The following is a 20,240-nucleotide window of genomic DNA, read 5'->3' on the forward strand; positions in this document are numbered from 1 at the left end:
ACCGGGATGATGCGACGGGCGAAGTTTTCACCTCGCGTCAGCGCGATCATTCGGGGGATCCTGGTCGGCAATGCAGTCTGGCGCATTAAGCGTCGGCCCGTCTAAACATGTTGGCGGCGAGAAATACCGCCGTATCTTTTGCTGAAAGCCCGGCCCGGCGCCGAAGCGCCTGCCGGCCATCGCATATCGAGTCCCCAAGGGACCAGATAATCGGTTATGCCGTGTCTCAAAGTCTCAAACCGTCCCTCTGGCGAGGGAGTGTGTCTGGGACCGGACGCCGCTCGGGCTCGAATCCGCCACTCCATGTCAGCCGCGCGCGGCGCTGGCTGGGGAGGGACCGGAAAAACACGGCGGGATCTCCGACTTGGAAGGTTCCACCGCTGCACCGGGAGGCTGAACGCGACACAACCGGGAGTACTAGCCGTCAGCACCCCGTACATACGTGGATTGACCGCCGCGTGCAAGGGAAGCGTCACGCCGCCGCAACACTCGGTTCTTTTCGCCCGGGCGTCATTAGGGTGCGATTAACCGTGTGGTTCTAATGCGGTAAGAAGCAGCTGGGAGGCTCCGAATCGGGTGGAGAACCGCGCAAAACACCTTGTTTTTCTGGGATGCGGGCTGTTGTGCGCCGCAACATCGGTGTTTGCCGTCGCCGGAGCCGCGAGCGCCGCCGAGGGACCGCAGAACCATCAATCTGCCACGGCCGCCAGCGCCCCGGTCGCCAGTGCCCCGAATTTCCCGGTCGCGTCCGGCGCCAGACTCGCTGGCGACGACAAGCAGACCCGATTCATCCTTGACCTCGACCGCAGGATCGAGTTTCGCGCCTTCCCGCTGGCCGACCCCTACCGTGTCGTGGTCGATATCCCGCAGGTCAATTTCCAGCTCGCCGCCGGCACCGGCTCGGCGGGGCGGGGGCTGGTGAAGGCGTTCCGCTATGGGCTCGTCATGCCCGGCGGCTCCAGAATCGTGTTCGACCTGACCGGTCCGGTGAAGATCGCCAATTCCTATGTGCTCGACGCCGCCAACGGCCAGCCGCCGCGGCTGGTGCTGGACTTCGAGGAGGTCGATCGCACCAGCTTCGTTCAGTCGCTGGCGCCGGAGAGCCGGCCCGAATTGAAGCCGGCGATTTCCGAATCCAGCACGGCGACCATCCCGGCCGTTACCACGGCGGCGCTGCCGCCGGTGGCGGTCACCGACCCGCGCCCGCTGATCGTGATCGATCCCGGCCACGGCGGCATCGACAACGGGACGCAATCCGGCACCGAGACCGAGAAGAATCTGGTGCTGGGCTTTGGCCTTGCTTTGCGCGACCGCATCGAGAAGTCGGGCAAGTATCGGGTGGTCATGACCCGGTCCGACGACACCTTCATCCCGCTCAATGACCGCGTGAAGATCGCCCGTACCCAGTCGGCGGCACTGTTCGTCTCGATCCATGCCGACGCTCTGCCGCGCCGCGAGGGCGACGCCCAGGGCGCCACGATCTACACGGTGTCGGACAAGGCTTCCGACGCCGAGGCCGAGCGGCTGGCTGAGGCGGAAAACAAGGCTGACGCCATTGCCGGCGTGAACCTGACAGACGAGCCGACCGAGGTCGCCGACATCCTGATCGACCTCGCGCAGCGCGAAACCAAGACCTTCTCCAACCGCTTCGCCCGTCTCCTGATGGACGAGATGAAAACCACGGTGCGGATGCACAAGCACCCGCTCAAATCGGCCGGCTTCCGGGTGCTGAAGGCGCCCGACGTGCCGTCCGTGCTGGTCGAGATCGGCTACGTCTCCAACAAGGGCGACCTCGAGCATCTGGTCTCCGAGAACTGGCGGAACAAGGCCGTCGGATCGATGGTCCAGGCGATCGACACGTTCTTCGCCAAGCGGCTGGCAACTGCCGGACCGGCAAAGTGAAATTGGCTGCCTGAAAAGCCGGCGCCGTGGCGCGGAAGCCCTAGTTTGGCCACAGCGGCGACTGTATAGATAATGGACCGCAGGTTCGCAGAATCGACCACATTGTCCGACCGCTCTTGTATTTTTGCGTGCGCAAGGCGGCTCGCTGGGCCAAGACCTCGCTATGCGAGCCTTCGTTGTGTGAGGCTTCGTTGTGTGAGGCTGCCGCAGTTGTGTGAGGCCGTCGCATTTTTGGACAGGCGCTAGCGATTGGGCGCCGGAGGGTAGGAACGGAACGTCGATAATGCGCCTGCTCGTGCGGTTTATGGGTTTCTTGTTCGCCGCCGGAACGGTTGTGTTCCTGGTCGGTGTCGCCGCCGTCGCTGGCGCCATCTGGCATTTCTCCAAGGATCTGCCCGACTACTCGCAGCTCCAGGACTACGAGCCGCCGGTGATGACCCGCGTGCATGCCGCCGACGGCGCGCTGCTCGGTGAATACTCCAAGGAGCGTCGGCTCTATCTGCCGATCCAGGCGGTGCCGAAGCTCGTGATCAACGCGTTCCTTGCCGCCGAAGACAAGAACTTCTACGAGCACGGCGGCATCGACTATCAGGGCATGGCGCGCGCTGCGATCGTCTACGCGCAGAACTACGGCTCCAACCGCCGCCCGCAGGGTGCTTCGACCATCACCCAGCAGGTCGCGAAGAACTTCCTGCTCACCAATGAGGTCTCGTTCAGCCGCAAGATCAAGGAAGCCTTGCTGGCGATGCGAATCGAGCGCGCCTATTCCAAGGATCGCATCCTCGAGCTCTACCTCAACGAAATCTATCTCGGGCTCGGCGCTTACGGCATCGCGGCCGCGTCGCTGGTCTACTTCGACAAGTCGGTCAACGAGCTGACGATTGCGGAAGCGTCCTATCTCGCCTCGCTGCCGAAGGCTCCGGCCGCGCTGCATCCGGTGCGCAACCGTGACCGCGCGATCGAGCGCCGCAACTACGTGATCGACCGCCTGCTGGAGAACGGCTGGATCAAGCAGGCCGACGCCGACAAGGCGCGCAAGGACCCGCTCATCGTCACCAGCCGCTCGAACGGCGCGCACATCTTTGCCGGCGAATATTTCGCCGAGGAGGTCCGCCGCGACATCTTCGAGCGCTACGGCGAAAAGAAGCTCTACGAGGGTGGCCTGTCGGTCCGCACCACGCTGGATCCGAAGATCCAGGTGATGGCGCGCAAGACCATGGTCGCAGGTCTCGTCAATTACGACGAGGCGCAAGGCTGGCGTGGCGCGCTGCACAAGCTCGACATTTCCGGTGACTGGGGCGTCAAGCTCGCCGACGTGAAATCGCTCTCCGACATCTCGCCATGGCGGATGGCGGTCGTGCTGGAAACCAGCGATCAATCGGCGCGGATCGGCTTTCAGCCGGGCCGCGAGCTCGGCGGCGCGGTCAGCAAGGAGCGCCAGACCGGCATCATCACGATCGATGGCGTGCGCTGGGCCAAGACCAAGGGCAAGGCGCCGTCGGCGGTTTCGCAGGTGCTGCAGCCCGGCGACGTGATCTATGCCGACCCGCTGGTGACCAAGGACGGCAACGCGGTCGAAGGCCAGTATCGCCTGCGGCAATTGCCTGAGGTCTCCGGCGCCATGGTGGCGATGGATCCGTGGACCGGCCGTGTGCTTGCGATGGTTGGTGGCTTCTCGTTCGACCAGAGTCAGTTCAACCGCGCGACGCAGGCCTACCGGCAGCCCGGCTCGTCGTTCAAGCCGATCGTGTACTCGTCGGCGCTGGACAATGGCTATACGCCGTCGACCACGGTGATCGACGCGCCGATCGAGATCGATCAGGGGCAGGGCGCCGGCGTGTGGCGTCCGGAGAACTATTCGACCGGCAAATATTACGGCCCGACCACGCTGCGCAACGCGTTGCAGCGCTCGCTCAACACCGTGACAGTGCGCCTCGCGCAGGACATCGGCATGCCGCTGGTCGGCGAATACGCCAAGCGCTTTGGTGTCTATGACGAATTGCCGAACTATCTGTCGTATGCGCTCGGCGCGGGCGAGACGACCGTCATGCGCATGGTCACGGCCTATTCGATGTTCGCCAATGGCGGCCGCCGGGTGAAGCCGACGCTGATCGATCGCATCCAGGACCGCTACGGCCATACCATCTTCAAGCACGACACCCGCGAGTGTCGCGGCTGCGACGCCCCCGGGGGCTGGAAGAGCCAGCCGGAGCCGCAGCTCGTCGACCGCCGCGAGCAGGTGCTCGATCCGATGACGGCCTACCAGATCACCGAGATGATGGAAGGCGTGGTCCAGCGTGGCACTGCCACCGTCGTGAAGGAGGTCGGCAAGCCGATCGCCGGCAAGACCGGCACCACCAACGACGAGAAGGACGTCTGGTTCATCGGCTTCTCGCCGGATCTCGCGGTCGGGGTCTATATGGGCTACGACAAGCCGCGCAATCTCGGCCGCACCGCCACCGGCGGTCACGTTGCCGCGCCGATCGCCCGCGACTTCCTCAAGCTTGCGCTCGCCGACAAGCCGCCGACGCCGTTCAAGGTCCCGGCCGGCATCAAGCTGATCCGCGTCGACGCCAAGACCGGCATGCGCGCCGGCCCCGGCGACAGCGGCAACACCATCCTCGAGGCCTTCAAGCCGGGCACCGCGCCGCCGGACAACTATTCTGTCATTGGTGTCGCCGATGCCGACGGCCGCGGACCCGCTCCTGGCCCGCAGCCGTCGCAAAGCGGGCAGCAGCCGGACGGCGGCTTCTTCATGCGTCCGGGAACCGGTGGGCTGTATTAGCGGCCTGACCATCCAAATCGCCGGGATAGCGCGGCCAAGCCGATTGCGCTTTGCCGCGCCGGTCGCTACATCCCCGGCAAGCTTTTTTGCCAACACCTGAAAGACCATGCGCGCGGAAATCGAACGCCTTGTTGAAGAGATCAAGCAGTCAGTCGGGCTGCTGAGGAGGCATCTTTGACGTCGAACAATCGACGGCACGCCTCGCTGAGCTGAACAAGCTCGCTGAAGACCCCAATCTCTGGAACGATCCCCAGAAGGCCCAGCGGCTGATGCAGGAGCGTACCTCATTGGAGGATTCGCTCTCTGGTATCGGCAAGGTCGAGCGCGAGCTCGAGGACAATATCGGCATGATCGAGCTCGGCGAGGCCGAGAACGATGCGGGCGTGGTTGCCGACGCAGAGAAGGCGCTCAAGGACCTCAAGAAGGAGGTCGCCCGGCGCGAGCTCGAAGCGCTGCTCTCGGGCGAGGCCGACAAGTTCGATTCCTATCTAGAAGTGCATGCCGGCGCCGGCGGCACCGAGAGCCAGGACTGGGCGCAGATGCTGCTGCGCATGTACACGCGCTGGGCGGAGAAGCATGGCTTCAAGATCGAATTTCTCGAAGAATCCCAGGGTGACGAGGCCGGCATCAAGTCCGCCACCATCCAGATCAGCGGCCACAATGCCTATGGCTGGTTGAAGACGGAGGCCGGCGTGCATCGCCTGGTGCGCATCTCGCCGTTCGATTCCAATGCGCGGCGGCACACCTCGTTTTCGTCGGTGCAGATTTTCCCCGTGATCGACGACTCCATCAAGATCGAGATCAAGGAGGCGGATGTCCGCACCGACACCATGCGGTCGGGCGGCGCCGGCGGTCAGCACGTCAACAAGACCGAGTCGGCGGTGCGCCTGACGCATATTCCGAGCGGCATTGCGGTGGTCTGCCAGGCCGGTCGCTCCCAGCACAAGAACCGGGCGCAGGCCTGGGACATGCTGCGCGCGCGGCTCTACGAGATCGAGCTGAAGAAGCGCGAGGAGCAGGCTGCTGCCGATCAGGCCGCCAAGACCGATATCGGCTGGGGTCACCAGATCCGCTCCTATGTGCTGCAGCCCTACCAGATGGTGAAGGACCTGCGCACCGGCGTGCAGACCTCGGACACGTCGGGTGTGCTCGATGGCGACCTCGATGAATTCATGGCGGCGACGCTGGCGCAGCGTGCCTTCGGCACCGGGCCGGGGTCCGTCGAGGATGTGGATTAGCCGATGACACGCGTGGCTTTCATCGGATTGGGACGCATGGGCCACGGGATGGCCGGCCGTTACCTCGATGCCGGCTTCACCGTCGCGGTGTGGAACCGCAGCAAGGCCAAGGCCGAGGACCTGATCGCCCGCGGCGCGCACTGGGCGACGTCGCCGGAGGATGCCGCGATCGATGCCGATGCCGTCGTGACCATGGTCGCCGACGACGAGGCGTCGCGCGCGGTCTGGCTGACCAGGGACGGTGCGGCTGCCAACATGAAGGCCGGCACGCTCGCGATCGAATGCTCCACGGTCTCGTACCAGCACACGCTCGAGATGGCGCGCGAACTGCACGGCCGCAGCCTGATCTACATCGATTGTCCCGTCACCGGCCTGCCGGAGGCGGCGGCCGCCGGCAAGCTGACGCTGCTGGTGGGCGCCGATGCCGCTGATCTCGAGAAGGCCCGGCCGTTCCTCGCGCCGATCGGCAGCACGATCCGTCATTTCGGCGCAGTCGGCACCGGCACCGTGTTCAAGCTGATCAACAATCTGATCGGGGCGGTGCAGATCGCAAGCCTCGCCGAAGGCGTTGCGATCGCTGAGCAGGCGGGCCTCGATATGCAGTTGGTGGCCGAGGCGCTGGCGACCGGCGCAGTCGCGAGCCCGCAGGTGATCCGACACTCCAGGCGGATGGTCGATCGCGATTTTTCCGGCGCGTCTTTTACTGCGGCGCTGCGTCACAAGGATGCGGACTACGCTGTGCGGCTGGCCGAGACACTGCTGCCCGGCGTGCCCGTGAGCCGCGCCGCGCTCGCTGCCTATGGCAAGGCGAAGGCCCACGCGCCTGATGCCGACGAAGGCCGAATGATCGAGATCGTGTCGCGGCCGAAATAGGCCGGCCAGCGGTTCACGGAAATCGGGTGGGAATATTTGCAGCGGCGCGTTAGTCATCTGTGCAAGTACAGGTGAGCGCCAGACATGCCTTCCGCCGACAACCGCATCGATCGCCGCGACTGGGGGCTGCTTGGCCTGCTGTCGGTGCTGTGGGGCGGCTCGTTCTTCTTCAACGGCGTGATCCTGCGCGAATTGCCGCCGCTGACCCTGGTGCTGCTACGCGTTGTGCTCGGCACGATCATTCTGCTGCCGCTGCTGCGGACCGCGAAGATCGAATTCCCGCGCGGCTTGTCCGGCTGGGCGCCGTTCTTCGCGATGGGGCTGTTCAACAATGTCCTGCCGTTCTCGCTGATCGTGTTCGGGCAGACTTATATTCCGAGCGGGCTCGCCTCGATCCTCAATGCGACGACGCCGCTGTTTGCGGTGGTCGTGATGGCGGCGGCCGGCGAGGAGCGGCTGCAGGCGCGCCGCGTTGCGGGCGTGGTGGTCGGGCTGATCGGGGTTGCGATCCTGCATGGCGATGCGCTCGGTTTCGAGAGCCGGCAGGGCATCGGAATCCTGCTGTGCTTGGCGGGCGCCTTCAGCTACGGCATCGCGGCGCTGGTCGGGCGGCGGCTGCCGTCGCGCGTGCCGCCGTTGGGCACCGCGACGTTCCAGATGATCGCGTCGGCGGCGATGATGGCCGTCGTCGCCGGCGCAGCGGACCGGCCGTGGCTGCTGCCGATGCCGCATCCGGCGACGTGGCTCGCCGTGCTCGGGCTCGCGGCGCTGTCGACGGCGCTGGCCTATATCGTGTTCTTTCAGATCCTGCAGCGCTCCGGCGCGACCAATGTCATGCTGGTGACGCTGCTCATTCCGGTCACCGCGATGCTGCTCGGCAGCCTCGTGCTCGGCGAGCCGATCGCGCTGCGCGAGGTGATCGGCGCACTCGTGATCGCCAGTGCGCTGCTCCTGATCGACGGGCGCGTGCTGACCCGGTTCAGCCGCGCGCCTGCTTCCACGCCGCATACCATCCGCTGAAGCGTCCGCTGTCGCGCTCGCCGCCGTGCCAGGCGGCGTAGGCGGTGCCGTCGCCGGCGACCAGCACCACGGCATCGAGCCCCCTGGAACGGCGCAGCGTGTCCATCGCCTGCGCCGGCGTCTGCGCGATCGGGCCTGCGACGTTGAACGACGTATTGACCGACATCTCGACGCCGATATGGCGGCCGAGCGCCTTCAGATAGGCATAGGTGAGGGGGTCGTCGGCCTCGCGCACGATCTGGATGCGCCCGGTGCCGTCGGCATGCACCACGGCCGGAATCTTTTCGCGCGCCGCCGGCTTCGAATGCGCCGTGAGCACCATGTAGTTGTAGGCGTTGTAGTCGTCGTCGGATGCGCCGTCTTCCAGCTCGAAATAGTCGCGCGCAGCCTGCAGCGTCGCCATCGGCGCCAGCGGCCGGATCGCCTCGCGGTATTTGACGCGCTCGTTGAGCCGCTCGCGCACCCCGGGATCGCAGGGATTGGCGAGGATCGAGCGGTGGCCGAGCGCACGCGGGCCGGTTTCGGCTGCGCCCTGATAGATTGCGATCACGCCGCCTTGCGCCACCATGCTGGCCATCAGATCGGCGATTGCATCACGCCCTTCGGGCGTCGCCACGCTGCCGATCTCGGTGGAGGCGACGTCGCCGGCTTGCAGCGCCGTGGTGATGTCGGCGTTCGACGGCGGCAGCCCGCAATAGAATGCGTGCGACAGCGGCGCGCCGCGCGGAGCGCCCGCCATATGCGCGAACAGCCAGGCGGCGCCGATCGGTACCCCGGCATCGCCGGGCACTGGCGGCACCCACATATGCAGCCGGGTCCTGCGCTGCTGCGCGCGTTCGAACCATGCCTCGTCGAAATGCTCGAGCAGCCGCATGTTGCCGAGCGCGTTGAGCGCCACGCCGCCGCTCAGCACCAGGCGGTCGGTGCCGGTGATTCGCAGCAGATGATCGATGACATGGATCATCGCGTCCTCGAACACCAGTTGCGTCGCGGCGGCCTTGTCGACGCGGTCCCTGGTGTCAGGGCGGTGATTGATGTCCTCGACGCGCAGCACGGCGTCGGGATTCCAGAGCTGGTCGGGCCGCAGCGGCGCGCCGAGAATATCGATCAGCGGCTGATGATAGGGATTGTCGGCGGGGTCGGCATACCAATTGGCCATCGCGCGATTGAGCTGCACGCTGCCGTTGGGCCCGAGCTGCAGCACCGCCTTCAGGCGCGAATAATAAGGATTGGTGGCGCGGTTCATGTCGCCCCAGGCGGCAGCGCCCATGTAGCGGCCCTCGCTGGAGAGCCAGGTCCAGCCGCCCTGGCTGGACGAGATCACAGTGTAGAAGGCACCGAGCGAGTCGAACAGGCTCTCATTGCAATAGAGCTGCTTCATCTCGCCGTTCTCGGCGACATAGAGCGAGATCGAGCCGACGTCGCCGGTGCCGTCGAGCACTGCGATCGCAACGCGCTCGCGCACGCCGGCGAATGGCGAGGCCGTGAACGAGTACCAGGCGTGATTGTCGTGATGCGGCATGCAGATCAACGGCAGCTGCTCACCGAGCCCGTACATCTTCCCGAGCCTGCGCGATATGCGCCGGACCTGATCCATATGACGCAGGCTGATCGCAGGCGCGATCGGCGCGCGCAACAATCTGATGCTGGCCGGCGCTTCCTCGAGCGAGGTGCGGATCAGCATCGCCATCAGCTCCGGATAGTCCCAAGTCGTGACGAAGGCCGCGATGTCGCCGATGTCGCGGCCGATCCGCTGCAGCACCTTGCGCATGTTGTCGAGCGCGTAGTGCGGGAACTCGTTGGTGTGCTTGTTGCCGGAGAAGCGCTCTTCCTCGTTGTTGACGATCAGGCGCGGTCCGTGCTGCTGGGTGACCTCGACCAGTGCAACGCCGGTGTTGTGCGTGCCGGGGCAGGCGAGGCCAGCGACATAGACGGTCTCGCCACGCTGCAGCTTTTCGCGGATCGAAGCGATCGTGCGCTGCGCGAACTCGCCATTGGCCTTGTGCAGGCCAAGCTTCGCCATTGCACGTTCGCTGAGGCGGCGCGTGATCTCATAGCCTGCGGCCGCAATACGCGGATGCCGCGGACCGGTACGAATGTCCGGTTTGCGCAATCAGAACGCCTCGACTCGTGATCCCCAGATCGACCTTCAATCACAACTAGCGCCAGGCAACAATGCCGTTTCGCCCAACGGAAAAACCCAGCGCTTGCCAGCACGTGCGTCTCTTGCGAGACTTGCCGCCAAAACCACGACAAAAATCGGGAGAAAACGATGCCGGCTCGTTATGGATATATTGGCGCAGTCGCGGCGTTCGCAAGTGCTGCATTGATCGCGACTTCGGCCGCCGCGCAGAAGAGATACGATCCCGGCGCGACCGATACCGAAGTCAAGATCGGCAACATCATGCCGTACAGCGGCCCGGCGTCGTCCTACGGCGTGATCGGCAAGACCGAGGCCGCGTTCTTCAGGATGGTCAACGAGCAGGGCGGCATCAACGGCCGCAAGGTCAACTTCATCAGCTACGACGATGCCTATTCGCCGCCGAAGGCGATCGAGCAGGCGCGCAAGCTCGTCGAGAGCGACGAGGTGCTCCTGATCTTCCAGCCGCTCGGCACGCCCTCCAATTCGGCAATCATGAAATACATGAATGCCAAGAAGGTGCCGCAATTGTTTGTTGCCTCCGGCGGCACCAAATTCGGCGACCCAAAGAACTTTCCCTGGACGATGGGCTTTCAGCCCAACTACCAGAGCGAGGGCCGCATCTATGCGAAATACATTCGCGACAAATTCCCCAACAGCAAGATCGCGGTGTTCTGGCAGAATGATGACGCCGGTAAGGATCAGTTCAAGGGCCTCAAAGATGGGCTCGGCGACAAGGTCAATATGATCATCGCCGACAAATCCTACGAGGTCTCCGATCCCTCGATCGATTCGCAGATCGTCGCGCTGCACGATTCCGGGGCCGATATCTTCTTCTCCTGGGCGGCGCCGAAGGGATCGGCGCAGGCGATCCGGAAAGTGGGCGAGCTCGGCTGGAAGCCGAAATTCTTCCTCGCCAACACCGCGACCTCGGTCGCCTCGGTGCTGAAGCCGGCGGGGCTCGAATATTCCAAGGGCATCATCTCGACGGCCTATCTGAAGGACCCGACCGATCCGACCTGGGACAAGGATCCCGCCGTCTCGAGCTGGCGCGCCTTCATGGACAAATATTATCCCGACGGCGACAAAGGCAACGCCAACAACCTCTATGGCTATGTGCAGGCAGAGGCGATGGTGCAGGTGCTGAAGCAGTGCGGCGACAATCTCACGCGCGAGAACGTCATGAAGCAGGCCGCCGACCTGAAGAACTTCCACTCCGACCTGATGCTGCCGGGCGTCATGGTCAACACCTCGCCGGACGACTACTTCCCGATCGAGCAGATGCAGCTGATGCGATTCAACGGCGAGGCGTGGGAGCTGTTCGGCGACGTCATCACCGGCGAGGTCGGGCACGAGGCGACGCGGTAGGCGGTTGGTCATAGAGGCGCTGCTCGCGCCGCAACACCACTGTCGTCCCTGCGAAAGCAGGGACCCATACGCCGCGGCAGATGTTGTTGAAGGACTCGTCGTTCCAGTTTTGCACACAACAATCAGCATTTGTGGTTATGGGTCCCGGGTCGCGCTTCGCTTGCCCGGGACGACATCGAGTTTGTTGCGCCGGCGGTGAGCCATACATCCACATTCTCGCGACATCTGTCCGAGCTTTTCTCTTCGTTTCGCTCTCACCTTGAACGGAGGGCGCAGGGAAAGCCGGGTGCCGATCGCACCCATGGCCGAAATACCCTGGGTATCGCTCCCGCTGATCCGGGCTACGCAGTCCATTTCAGCTCGCGCGGCGCGGAGGCCGCGACCAGGATCTTCTCCGGCCGGCGGGCGCGGAGCGCCATGCCGCCGGCGACGCCGACGCCGATCACATACATCCAGCCCTCGTGAAAATCGGACAGATGCGAGTTGAGCAGCGAGCTCGTGATGTTCTGCACGACGACGGCGAGCCCGATCCAGGTGACGAGATTGCGGCCGGCGAACAGGCGGATGTGGCTGATCCACGTCGCGTAAAGCAGCAGGATGCCGATCAGCCCCCACTGGATCCCGACGTTGAGGGTCTGGTTGTGCGGGTTGTTGATCACCTCGGCTTCGAGGCCGGTATGTCCGGTCGCATCCCGCACGAACATCTGGCTGATCGAGCCGGTGCCGTGCCCGAGCCATGGCGCCTCGCCGATGAAGTTCACCGACTTCCGCCAATAGGTCAGGCGCTGCGCCGTGGAGGCGATGCCCGAAGTGTCGTGCGCGCGATACTCGATGCCGACGTCGGCGATGCGTTGGCGCAGATAGGGCGATGTGGTCCAGACCAGCACGCTCGTGAGCGCAGCAGCGGCGAACAGCAGCCGCGTGGCGCGCCGGGACAAATGCAGGGAAGCGAACAGGATCAACAGCACCGGCATGTAGACCAGCGCGGTCCGCGCCGAGACGACGTAGAGCATGTTGACGAGGAACAGCAGCACGAGCGCGAGGGCGCCGGCTGCGATGCGCCATTGCCTGGCCCGCAGCGCCGGCAGCGCCAGCGCGAAGGCGCACAGCGCGAATTCCTGACTCTGGTCGAGGTAGTTCTTGACGGGCACGCCGTCGGACGCGGTGTGCGCGAGCTTCAGCTGCGGCAAGGCCAGGACGATCCAGGACAGCATCATCAGCAGCGTGCACGACACCAGGAAGGCAGCGAACACCCAGAGCCCGCGCCGCGAGCGCTGGAAATAGCGTAGCAGGAACGGCAGCAGCAGCAGCTTGCTCAGCGGCTTGATGCCTTGCAGCCGCTCGGTCCAGCCCGCCTCCGACCACGCCATACCGATCACTGCGAGTGCGACCAGCGCGATCGGCAATACAAAGGCCGGCTGCGCGAGGTCGAGAATGAATTGCTCCCAGTCGATGGTCGGGATCACGGCGACAAGCCACAGCGCCATGAAGACCGCGAGCGCCGTCGTCGACCATGGGAGCGAAGCCGCGGCCAGTACCATCAGGATATCGGTCGTGCGGACATAGGCGACCGAGCCGGACCAGACACGGACGCGGTCGCGCCACCGCAGTACGGGCTCGATGGTGACGTCGATCGCGTGGGAGTCGCTGGCCATGACCAGGTTACACGGTGGCGCCGTTGAATGCCGCCATCGCGGCAGACGGTGCAGGCACGGAGGCCACACATTCCGCAACGACCCGATGGGACAGCAGGTCGCGCGCCTGGGTGTGGTGCCCGAAGCGTTCGGTGAGCTCGGCCCGCCGCTCGCGGATCTTGTTTCGCCATTGTTCTTGCTCCGCCAGAACCCGGGTGACCGAGGCGCTGATCTGTTCGATCGAGAACGGGTCGAAATAGTCGGCGAGCTCGCCCGCGACCTCACGGAAGACGGCGATGTCAGAGCACAGCACCGGTGTGTTCGCAGCCAGTGCCTCGATGATCGGTACACCAAAACCTTCGGCGAGGCTCGGCATGATCAGGCCATGGGCGTCGGCGATCAGGGCGGCCTTCTCGTGCTCCTCGACATAGCCGGAAAAGCGGACGTTGGGCGGCGCATTGCGGGTCAGGCTGGGCGCTCCGGTGTAGCCGATCACGACGAGGTCGGCCTGGGGCAGCTTACGGAACGCGCGGATCACCGCGGCGAGGTTCTTGCGCGGCTCGGCGGAGACGATCACGACGAAATACGGCCGTCCGCTCGGGGCACAAGCCGGCAGCGCCTGTGCATCGAACCTTGTGCGGGGATAGACCACCCGAGCCGGCAGATGCGCGAACTGCGGAAGCAGAGCGCGGAACCGGGCGAGGCTGTAGTGCGAGACGAAGGCGAGCTCGTCGGCCTGTTGCAGGCTGGTGAACAGGCGCGACAGGAACAGCCGCGTCGCGACGTCGCTGAGCTTGAGATCGGTCAGCGGCAAAAGATCATGCACGACACAGATCACCTTGGCGCCGCGCTTGCGCTGGATCGCGACCCGCGTCGGCGTGTCGACCAGAATGACGTCGTAGCCCCGTGCATCGACCCGCGGCGGAGGCAACCGCAGCAGCGCCGACATATCCTGATAGCTGTAGAAACCGGGCTCGAGCAGGAAATCGCCGAACAGCTTGAGGTGGCGCAGGTCGGTCGGGATGTATTCGAGGCCCTCGACGTGGTTCTCGATCAGGCTGATGCCGGCTGGCAGCAGGCGGAGCGCGCGCAGGAAGCTGACCGCGAATTCCGGCGAGGTCGCGGCGCGGAGTTTGCCACGGAACCAGTCGACGGTGCGGCGCAGGCCACCGCTGCTGCGCATGACGGGCGCATTCATGTCGGCCTCGTCGAGGAAACGATAGAGCGCGAGCAGCTCGATCAGCCGCGAACCGTCAGGCAGCAGCCGGGTGCGCTGCTGGCGGCGCCGCAGCTTGCGATAGCGGCGCGTGGTCTCGACCAGCAGCGTCAACTCGTGACCGTCGCCGGCCAGCGAGCGGATCAATTCACGCGTGAAATGGAAGATGCCGCGCTTGTGGTTGGGTTCGCCGAGCGCCTCGCTGACGACCAGGATCTTTGTCATGCGCTTATTTCTCTGAGCTCGAGGTGATGCGGGACGGCCGTATCCAGCGCAACAGTGCTGGCGATGCGGCCGTGATCGAGATTGATGATGCTGTTGCAGGTCCGGCGCAGCAGCGCGTGATCATGCGAGGCGATGATGACGACGGCCGCGATCTCGACCATCTTGCGCAGCCGCTGCTCGGCCTTGGCCGAGAAATTCTCGTCGACCACACTGAGCCATTCGTCGAGCAGCAGGATGTCGGCGGGAAATGCGGTCGCGGTCGCGAACAGTACCCGCATCAGCATGCCCGACGAGAACATGCGCAGCGGCAGCCCCCGCATGCGCTCCTCCAGCTCCGTGAAGGCCCAGATCTCGTCCAGGATCGCCGGCGTCGGCTTGCGTCCTGAGATCCGCAGCAGCAGGCTGATATTGTCGGCGGCGACGAAATCGAGATTGACGCCGGCGCCCAGGCCAAGCAGCGGCACGATGTTGCCGGAAATCTCGACCCGGCCGCTTGTGGCCGGAAACACGCCGGCGATCAGCCGCAGCAGAGTGGACTTGCCGGAGCCGTTCGGGCCGGCGAGACCGATGCGTGCGCCGGCCTTCGCCTCGATCGAGATGTTATCGACCGCGCGGATGGTGCGCATCCCGCTGGTCTGGCGGAACAGGCGGCCGAGCAGGCGGCGCTTCAGCGAAAAGTCATAGGCGCCGTACAGCGGATAATCGAGGCAGACGTCGCGAAGGTGGATGCTTGCCATGCCCTAGATCCAGAATGCCGCTTTGCGCAAATGGGCGATCGTGACGGTCGCGGCGACCGTGAGCGCGGCGAGGCAGGCCAGCACATAGATCACGCTGGTCATTGCGACATGACCTGATGCCAGCGGGTCGCGCCAGATCGCGAACAGATGGGTCAGCGGATTGAGCCGCATCACGGTCGAGCCGCGATCGATCATCTCTGATGTCCAGATGATCGGCGAAGCCAGGAAGGCCAGCGTGAGCGAGGATTCGATGATCGGCTTGATGTCGCGATAACGCGTCGCGAGCGCGCCGAGCACGAGGCTTAGGGCCAGCGTGGAGATGACGAACAAAGCGAGGCCGGGTAGAGCGACGATGGCGCCGCCGATATCCCTCGGCGTCAGCGTGAGCCACAGGATCAGCGGCACGACCGCGTTATGGGCCGCGAACAGGGCCTGCCGGAAGGTACATTGCAGCAGGAAGATCACCGGCGGCAGCGCGCGATCCTTGATCAGGCTGGCCGAGCCCTGCAGCGCGGTGGTGGCGTCGAGCAACACGCTGTTGAGGAAGGTCCAGGCGGTGAGGCTTGCCGCCAGCATCGGCAGCCGCGCCACCGCGCTCGCGTTGGAGAGATGGCCGATGACCGAGCCGAGCACGGCCACCATGATCGCCATCTGGATCGACATCCAGAAGGGTCCAAGGAGGGAGCGGACGTAGCGATGGCGGACGTCGGACCAGGCCAGTGCTGCCGCGATCTGGATCGCGCCGACGAAACCGGCAGTTCGGGGACGCGGGGCCGGGGCTGATGACCCCGCGTCCTTTGCGGCGGCTTCTTCAGTAACGACCATGCGGTACACCGTCTCGACTCCCTCCTTGAAGGCTGTGGTTGAGTATTTCGTCATCGCGCGATGGCGCGCGGCCTGACCCATGCGGCGCCGCCGCTCCGGATCGTTGATCAGCGTCTCGATGGCATCGGCGAGCGCGGCGGGGTCGCCGGGCGGCACCGTGATGGCCTCGAGGCCGTGGCGGGCGACATGGGGAACGCCGGTGCCGAGCGCGGTGTTGACGATGGGGCGGCTTGCGGCCATCGCCTCGAGCTGCACCAGCCCGAAGGTCTCCGCATTGGTCACCGACGGCATCACGAAGACGTCGGCGATGCGCATCAGCTTGACGCGTTCGCTCTCCGACACCGAGCCGAGCAGGCGGACGCGGTCCTGCAGGCCGTAGTCGCGGATCAGCTGCTCGAGATTGTCGCGCTCGCGGCCCTCGCCGACGATCCAGACCTCGAAATTGCGGGCGTGCGCAGCGCGCACCAGCACGTCGAAGCCCTTGTACGGCACCAGCCGTCCGCAGGCGAGGACGAGGCGGCCGCGCGCGTTGACGTCGTCCGACTGTGCGGCTGGCCGGTCATATTTCGCGACGTCGACACCGAATGGAACGGCGTGGCATTTATCGGAAAATTCCTGCAGCAGCGGCGTGGTTTCGATCAGCACCGGATCGGAGACGATGATTGCCGAGGCCCGGCGCAGCGTTCGCCGCATCATCGGTTCGACCAGGAAGCGCAACGCCGCGTGCGAGACGATGTCGGCGTGCCAGTGCACGACCAGCGGACGCGTGCGGCCGAGCCCGAATGCGAACACGAGGTCGGCGAGCGGGAAGGGGGCGTGCAGCGCCAGCAAATCGTGTTCGGCGATGCGGCGCCACAGCCGCCACGGATAGGTCGGCGCCGCCGGCAGCGACAGCACGTCGCCGAACGAATGCACGCGCTCGACGGCAACGTCATTGACCAGGATCTGCCGCTCGCCGCCGGAGCGCGAGCAGACCAGCACGGCGGCGTTGAATGTGTCCTTCAGGGAGGCGCAGATGTCGCGGATCACCGTCAGCGTGCCGCCGAACAGGTCGGGGTAGTAGACCTTGAAGATGTGGAGCACCGACGGACGCCGGGCCGGCTCGTTGACGACGATCATGGGCGGCTCGATCCGGATCATGCTGCGTACAGGGCGACGACGAACGGCAGCGCCAGCGCGGCGAAGAACACCGCGCAACGCAGCAGCGCCGGAAACACCGGCTCGATCGGGCCGCAGAGCGCCTGCGGCGTGAAAGAGAAGGGCGCCTGCGGCGTGAAACGGAGTGTGGTGGTGGCGAACCGACCGGGTTCGCAAGACGAATCGGAGTCGCGGGCCGAACGAAGAGACATTGCGTCGGATTCCCTGCTGAATGAATTCTGGATACGTGGGAAAAATTCACACGTCAACGGACGGCAGACTAAAATGTGGGATTATGTCCCACGTATGGCGGTGGACAACTTTTCTGCGAGGAGGGATCGTCGCGCATGACGACGCGATCGCACCGCGACTTCGCCGGGCGGGCCGAGCGAATACGGAGTTCCTGGAGGAGCGTCAGGCCTGCTCAGCAGTGCTGGGTGCGGCGGAGGGCTGCAACTCGCGCCGGATCGCGGCGATGTCGAACTGGATGCGTTCGGGCAGCATCGCGGCTATGGGCCGCTGCAGATCCTGCTCGATCACGACCCGCTTGCCGCCGTCCGATGTCAGCGCGATCGAGATCGATTTCGCCCGCGGCTCGGCGGAGAGGCCGGCATGTGCTCGGCTGGCATATTCGCCGGCGCGCAGGCCGTCGAAGCCGAAGGCGAGCAGGCGGCCGTAGATGTACAGCGCCAGCAGGTCGGTTTCGTCGAAGCGGCGCGGCGAGCCGGGCGCCACGCCCGGCAGGCAGGGATAGCCGCCCGCCATCACCGTCGAGACGAACTCCTCGTAGGGAACCCGGGCGGTCCGGCAGGCTTCCGCGATCGCAAGGTCGAATCGAGCAGGCGTCATTGAACGGTCCGTGTCGATAGCGGCATTGCCGGGCACCGTGACATCGGCGCCCGCAAGCGCGCGTTGTGTCCAGAGGTGACTTTGTTTCCCATAAGTGGGAAAATGTCACACGTCAAGGGAGGTGGGCAAAAGCGGTGGGATTGTGTCCCACGCAACGGACGGCTAAAACTTGGGCATGAATGCCAAGTCCCCGAAGTCGAAGCCGGGATCGTCCGCGCCGATCGCCGCAGCGAAGCTGCATGCGCCGCTGGCGCGCATGCTGCGCCCGTTGGTCCGGCTTTGCATCCGCGGCGGCATGACATTTCCGGCACTGACCCAGCTGTTGCGGGAACTCTATGTCAACGTCGCCGAGCACGACTTCGCGCTCGAAGGCAAGGAGCAGACCGACAGCCGCGTCAGCCTCTTGACCGGCATCCACCGCAAGGAGGTGGCACGGCTGCGTGGCGCGGGCGCGCCGGTCAATGCGGTGCCGGCGACGCTGTCGCGCACCAGCGCGATCATCGCGCGTTGGCTGGCCGCGCCTGAATTCACCGACGCGAAGGGCGATCCGCTGCCGCTGCCGCGCACCGCGGACGGCGGCGCGCCGTCGTTCGAGACGCTGGTCGAATCGATCACCAAGGACGTGCGGCCGCGCGCGGTGCTCGACGAATGGCTCGACCGCAAGCTCGTCACCATCAATGACGACGGCGAGATCGTGCTGGTCGAGGAGGCCTTCGTCCCGCACGGCGACGATGACCGCAAATGGCACTATCTCGGCCGCAATCTGCACGACCATGTCGCGGCCGCCGAGCTCAACGTGTCCTCGGCCACGCCGCGCTTCCTCGAACGCGCGGTGCATTACGACGGGCTGTCGGCCAAGCTGGCAAAGCGGCTCGAGGCGCGCTCGCGCGAGCTCGCGATGGATGCGCTGAAGGTCGCGAACCGCGAGGCCAACCGCGCTCTGGCCAAGGACAAGGGCGGCGACTATCGCTGGAATTTCGGCATCTACATCTATCGCGAGGGTCCGGACGGCCCCGTCGATGACGATGCCGACGAAGGCGGTGCGTCATGAAGGGCCCGCCGGTCATCTCGCGCCGCGCGCTGCTCGCGGCCTTCTGGCTCGCCGGAACCTCGCTCGCAGGCGCGCAGGTCAAGAAGCGCGGCAATGACCAGGGCATCGGCGGGACCGGCATCACCGGCTCCGACCAGGGCATAGGCGGCACCGGCATCGTCGGTGTGATCCAGCGGTTCGGCTCGATCTATGTCAATGGCGAGCGCGTCGCCTATGCGGCCGACGTGCCCGTACGGATCGACGGCGAGGCGGCCAGCACCAAGGCGCTGCGAATCGGACAGCTCGCGCGCGTGGTGGCGCAGCGCGACGCCAGCGGCACGCTGTCGACCAAACGCATCGATGTGGCGAGCGAAGTGACCGGGCCGGTCGAGCAGGTGAGATCGGGCGAGCTGACGGTGCTCGGCCAGAAGGTCGCCTGGACCGGTCGCGAGAGCTGGCTGAAGGTGGGCGCGCATGTCGCGGTGTTCGGGCTGCGCCGCACCGACGGCGTTGTCGTCGCGAGCCTGGTGCAGGAGCGCCATGACGCCGCGATGCGTGTCGCGGGACCGCTCGAGCGCGACCGCGCCGGAGCGTTGCGGATCGGCGAGCTCAAGCTCGCCGGCGTCGATGCGGCGCTGGTCGGTCAGCGCGTGCAGGCGGAGGGGCATGTCGCGCAGGGCGTGATGCAGATCTCGCGCAGCCGGGCTGACGATTTCTCCGATCTCGCCGGCGCGAACCGGCTGCTGATCGAGGCGTATGTGCGGCGGGTCGGCAATGATCTGCAGCTCGGCTCCGGCTTTGTCGCGCGCGACCATTCGCGCTTCTCGCCGGCGGCCGATACGCGCGTGGTCGTCAACGCGCAGCTGTCGGGCACGCGCGGGCTGCGCGTCGAATCGGTGCAGTCGGTCGGCAAGTTCCCCGGTTCGTCGGTGCGCAGCCCCGGTACGCCAGGTCGCGGGTCGGGAGGCGGCGGACCTGGGCCGGGAAGTGGATCAGGACCTGGTTTGCCGGGCGGGCGCAGCGCGCCCGGTGGCGGACCGGGTGGTGGCCCCGGCGGAGGGCCGTCAGGTATGCCCAGCGGCAGTCCGCCAGGCGGCGGCGGGCCTGGGCCCGATCCGCTGAGCGGCGGAACGACCGGCCCAGGTCCCGGCGGCTTCGGCCCGCCCGGTGGCCCGTTCGGCCCCGGCGGTGGATTCGGTGGCGGCGGACCGCCCGGTGGCATGGGCGGCGGCGGTCGCCGCTGATCCGGCAAAACGAAACC

Annotated in this window: 15 protein-coding genes; 8 read left to right on the forward strand and 7 right to left on the reverse strand. The window is 65.8% G+C overall.

Annotated features, from left to right (window positions below):
* The first annotated feature begins 576 nt into the window (after positions 1 to 576).
* From ABIB78_RS06280 to ABIB78_RS06300, 5 genes are all read left to right on the forward strand, one after another.
* The gene (locus tag ABIB78_RS06280) at positions 577 to 1,902 is read left to right on the forward strand and encodes an N-acetylmuramoyl-L-alanine amidase (protein ID WP_429022658.1); all 1,326 of its coding nucleotides are present in this window, start codon (positions 577 to 579) and stop codon (positions 1,900 to 1,902) included.
* Positions 1,903 to 2,185: 283 nt separating this feature from the next.
* Positions 2,186 to 4,687 carry a penicillin-binding protein 1A gene (locus ABIB78_RS06285; protein ID WP_429022661.1) on the forward strand — a complete coding sequence of 834 codons (2,502 nt, stop codon included), beginning with the start codon at positions 2,186 to 2,188 and terminating at the stop codon, positions 4,685 to 4,687.
* A 106-nt stretch (positions 4,688 to 4,793) separates the two neighbouring features.
* Positions 4,794 to 5,925 (forward strand): peptide chain release factor 2 gene (gene prfB / locus ABIB78_RS06290; RefSeq protein WP_429022664.1). Its coding sequence is split into 2 segments (ribosomal slippage): positions 4,794 to 4,862 and positions 4,864 to 5,925, totalling 1,131 coding nucleotides; the frame shifts between segments, so codons are not numbered across the junction.
* 3 nt (positions 5,926 to 5,928) lie between these two features.
* Positions 5,929 to 6,798 carry an NAD(P)-dependent oxidoreductase gene (locus ABIB78_RS06295; protein ID WP_429022666.1) on the forward strand — a complete coding sequence of 290 codons (870 nt, stop codon included), beginning with the start codon at positions 5,929 to 5,931 and terminating at the stop codon, positions 6,796 to 6,798.
* A gap of 84 nt (positions 6,799 to 6,882) precedes the next feature.
* On the forward strand, positions 6,883 to 7,818 hold the full coding sequence (locus ABIB78_RS06300; RefSeq protein ID WP_429022668.1) for a DMT family transporter: 936 nt from the start codon (positions 6,883 to 6,885) through the stop codon (positions 7,816 to 7,818).
* Here ABIB78_RS06300 and ABIB78_RS06305 read toward each other — a convergent pair.
* Entirely contained in the window at positions 7,778 to 9,841 is a 2,064-nt protein-coding gene (locus tag ABIB78_RS06305; protein WP_429022671.1) for a carbamoyltransferase C-terminal domain-containing protein, read from the reverse strand. The genes ABIB78_RS06300 and ABIB78_RS06305 overlap by 41 nt on opposite strands.
* A gap of 249 nt (positions 9,842 to 10,090) precedes the next feature.
* Between ABIB78_RS06305 and ABIB78_RS06310 the strand changes: the two genes are divergently transcribed.
* A complete protein-coding gene (locus ABIB78_RS06310; protein WP_429022673.1) occupies positions 10,091 to 11,326 on the forward strand; it encodes an ABC transporter substrate-binding protein in 1,236 nt (411 codons plus the stop codon).
* Positions 11,327 to 11,667: 341 nt separating this feature from the next.
* On the opposite strand, the gene ABIB78_RS06315 is transcribed toward ABIB78_RS06310, so the two are convergent.
* The 6 genes from ABIB78_RS06315 to ABIB78_RS06340 all read right to left on the reverse strand — a co-directional run bounded on the left by ABIB78_RS06315 (position 11,668) and on the right by ABIB78_RS06340 (position 17,949).
* Positions 11,668 to 12,981, reverse strand: coding sequence for an O-antigen ligase family protein (locus ABIB78_RS06315; RefSeq protein WP_429022676.1), 1,314 nt, complete (start codon positions 12,979 to 12,981; stop codon positions 11,668 to 11,670).
* Between the two features lie 7 nt (positions 12,982 to 12,988).
* Positions 12,989 to 14,401 (reverse strand): glycosyltransferase family 4 protein, encoded by a 1,413-nt coding sequence (locus ABIB78_RS06320; protein WP_429022678.1) that lies wholly within the window; start codon positions 14,399 to 14,401, stop codon positions 12,989 to 12,991.
* Entirely contained in the window at positions 14,398 to 15,138 is a 741-nt protein-coding gene (locus ABIB78_RS06325) for an ABC transporter ATP-binding protein (protein WP_429022681.1), read from the reverse strand. The genes ABIB78_RS06320 and ABIB78_RS06325 overlap by 4 nt, the downstream gene beginning before the upstream one ends.
* 3 nt (positions 15,139 to 15,141) lie before the next feature.
* The gene (locus ABIB78_RS06330; protein ID WP_429022683.1) at positions 15,142 to 17,082 is read right to left on the reverse strand and encodes a glycosyltransferase; all 1,941 of its coding nucleotides are present in this window, start codon (positions 17,080 to 17,082) and stop codon (positions 15,142 to 15,144) included.
* Positions 17,083 to 17,099: 17 nt separating this feature from the next.
* Positions 17,100 to 17,312, reverse strand: a complete 213-nt coding sequence (locus ABIB78_RS06335; protein ID WP_429022686.1) for a hypothetical protein — start codon at positions 17,310 to 17,312, stop codon at positions 17,100 to 17,102.
* Positions 17,313 to 17,514: 202 nt separating this feature from the next.
* On the reverse strand, positions 17,515 to 17,949 hold the full coding sequence (locus tag ABIB78_RS06340; protein ID WP_429022689.1) for a hypothetical protein: 435 nt from the start codon (positions 17,947 to 17,949) through the stop codon (positions 17,515 to 17,517).
* A gap of 175 nt (positions 17,950 to 18,124) precedes the next feature.
* Between ABIB78_RS06340 and ABIB78_RS06345 the strand changes: the two genes are divergently transcribed.
* Entirely contained in the window at positions 18,125 to 19,000 is an 876-nt protein-coding gene (locus tag ABIB78_RS06345; protein WP_429022692.1) for a DUF6502 family protein, read from the forward strand.
* On the forward strand, positions 18,997 to 20,223 hold the full coding sequence (locus ABIB78_RS06350; RefSeq protein WP_429022694.1) for a DUF5666 domain-containing protein: 1,227 nt from the start codon (positions 18,997 to 18,999) through the stop codon (positions 20,221 to 20,223). The genes ABIB78_RS06345 and ABIB78_RS06350 overlap by 4 nt, the downstream gene beginning before the upstream one ends.
* Positions 20,224 to 20,240: the final 17 nt, after the last annotated feature.

This window comes from Bradyrhizobium sp. I1.14.4 (assembly GCF_050435825.1).
In the GTDB taxonomy this organism is placed as follows: domain Bacteria; phylum Pseudomonadota; class Alphaproteobacteria; order Rhizobiales; family Xanthobacteraceae; genus Bradyrhizobium.

What these genes read in the sequence shown, in the direction of transcription:
- ABIB78_RS06330 (WP_429022683.1), bottom strand. Translation starts at nt 17,082, where the DNA reads ATGATCGTCGTCAACGAGCCGGCCCGGCGTCCGTCGGTGCTCCACATC.
- ABIB78_RS06300 (WP_429022668.1), top strand. Translation starts at nt 6,883, where the DNA reads ATGCCTTCCGCCGACAACCGCATCGATCGCCGCGACTGGGGGCTGCTT.
- ABIB78_RS06340 (WP_429022689.1), bottom strand. Translation starts at nt 17,949, where the DNA reads ATGACGCCTGCTCGATTCGACCTTGCGATCGCGGAAGCCTGCCGGACC.
- ABIB78_RS06345 (WP_429022692.1), top strand. Translation starts at nt 18,125, where the DNA reads ATGAATGCCAAGTCCCCGAAGTCGAAGCCGGGATCGTCCGCGCCGATC.
- ABIB78_RS06320 (WP_429022678.1), bottom strand. Translation starts at nt 14,401, where the DNA reads ATGACAAAGATCCTGGTCGTCAGCGAGGCGCTCGGCGAACCCAACCAC.
- ABIB78_RS06325 (WP_429022681.1), bottom strand. Translation starts at nt 15,138, where the DNA reads ATGGCAAGCATCCACCTTCGCGACGTCTGCCTCGATTATCCGCTGTAC.
- ABIB78_RS06350 (WP_429022694.1), top strand. Translation starts at nt 18,997, where the DNA reads ATGAAGGGCCCGCCGGTCATCTCGCGCCGCGCGCTGCTCGCGGCCTTC.
- ABIB78_RS06335 (WP_429022686.1), bottom strand. Translation starts at nt 17,312, where the DNA reads ATGTCTCTTCGTTCGGCCCGCGACTCCGATTCGTCTTGCGAACCCGGT.
- ABIB78_RS06295 (WP_429022666.1), top strand. Translation starts at nt 5,929, where the DNA reads ATGACACGCGTGGCTTTCATCGGATTGGGACGCATGGGCCACGGGATG.
- ABIB78_RS06310 (WP_429022673.1), top strand. Translation starts at nt 10,091, where the DNA reads ATGCCGGCTCGTTATGGATATATTGGCGCAGTCGCGGCGTTCGCAAGT.
- ABIB78_RS06285 (WP_429022661.1), top strand. Translation starts at nt 2,186, where the DNA reads ATGCGCCTGCTCGTGCGGTTTATGGGTTTCTTGTTCGCCGCCGGAACG.
- ABIB78_RS06315 (WP_429022676.1), bottom strand. Translation starts at nt 12,981, where the DNA reads ATGGCCAGCGACTCCCACGCGATCGACGTCACCATCGAGCCCGTACTG.
- ABIB78_RS06305 (WP_429022671.1), bottom strand. Translation starts at nt 9,841, where the DNA reads ATGGCGAAGCTTGGCCTGCACAAGGCCAATGGCGAGTTCGCGCAGCGC.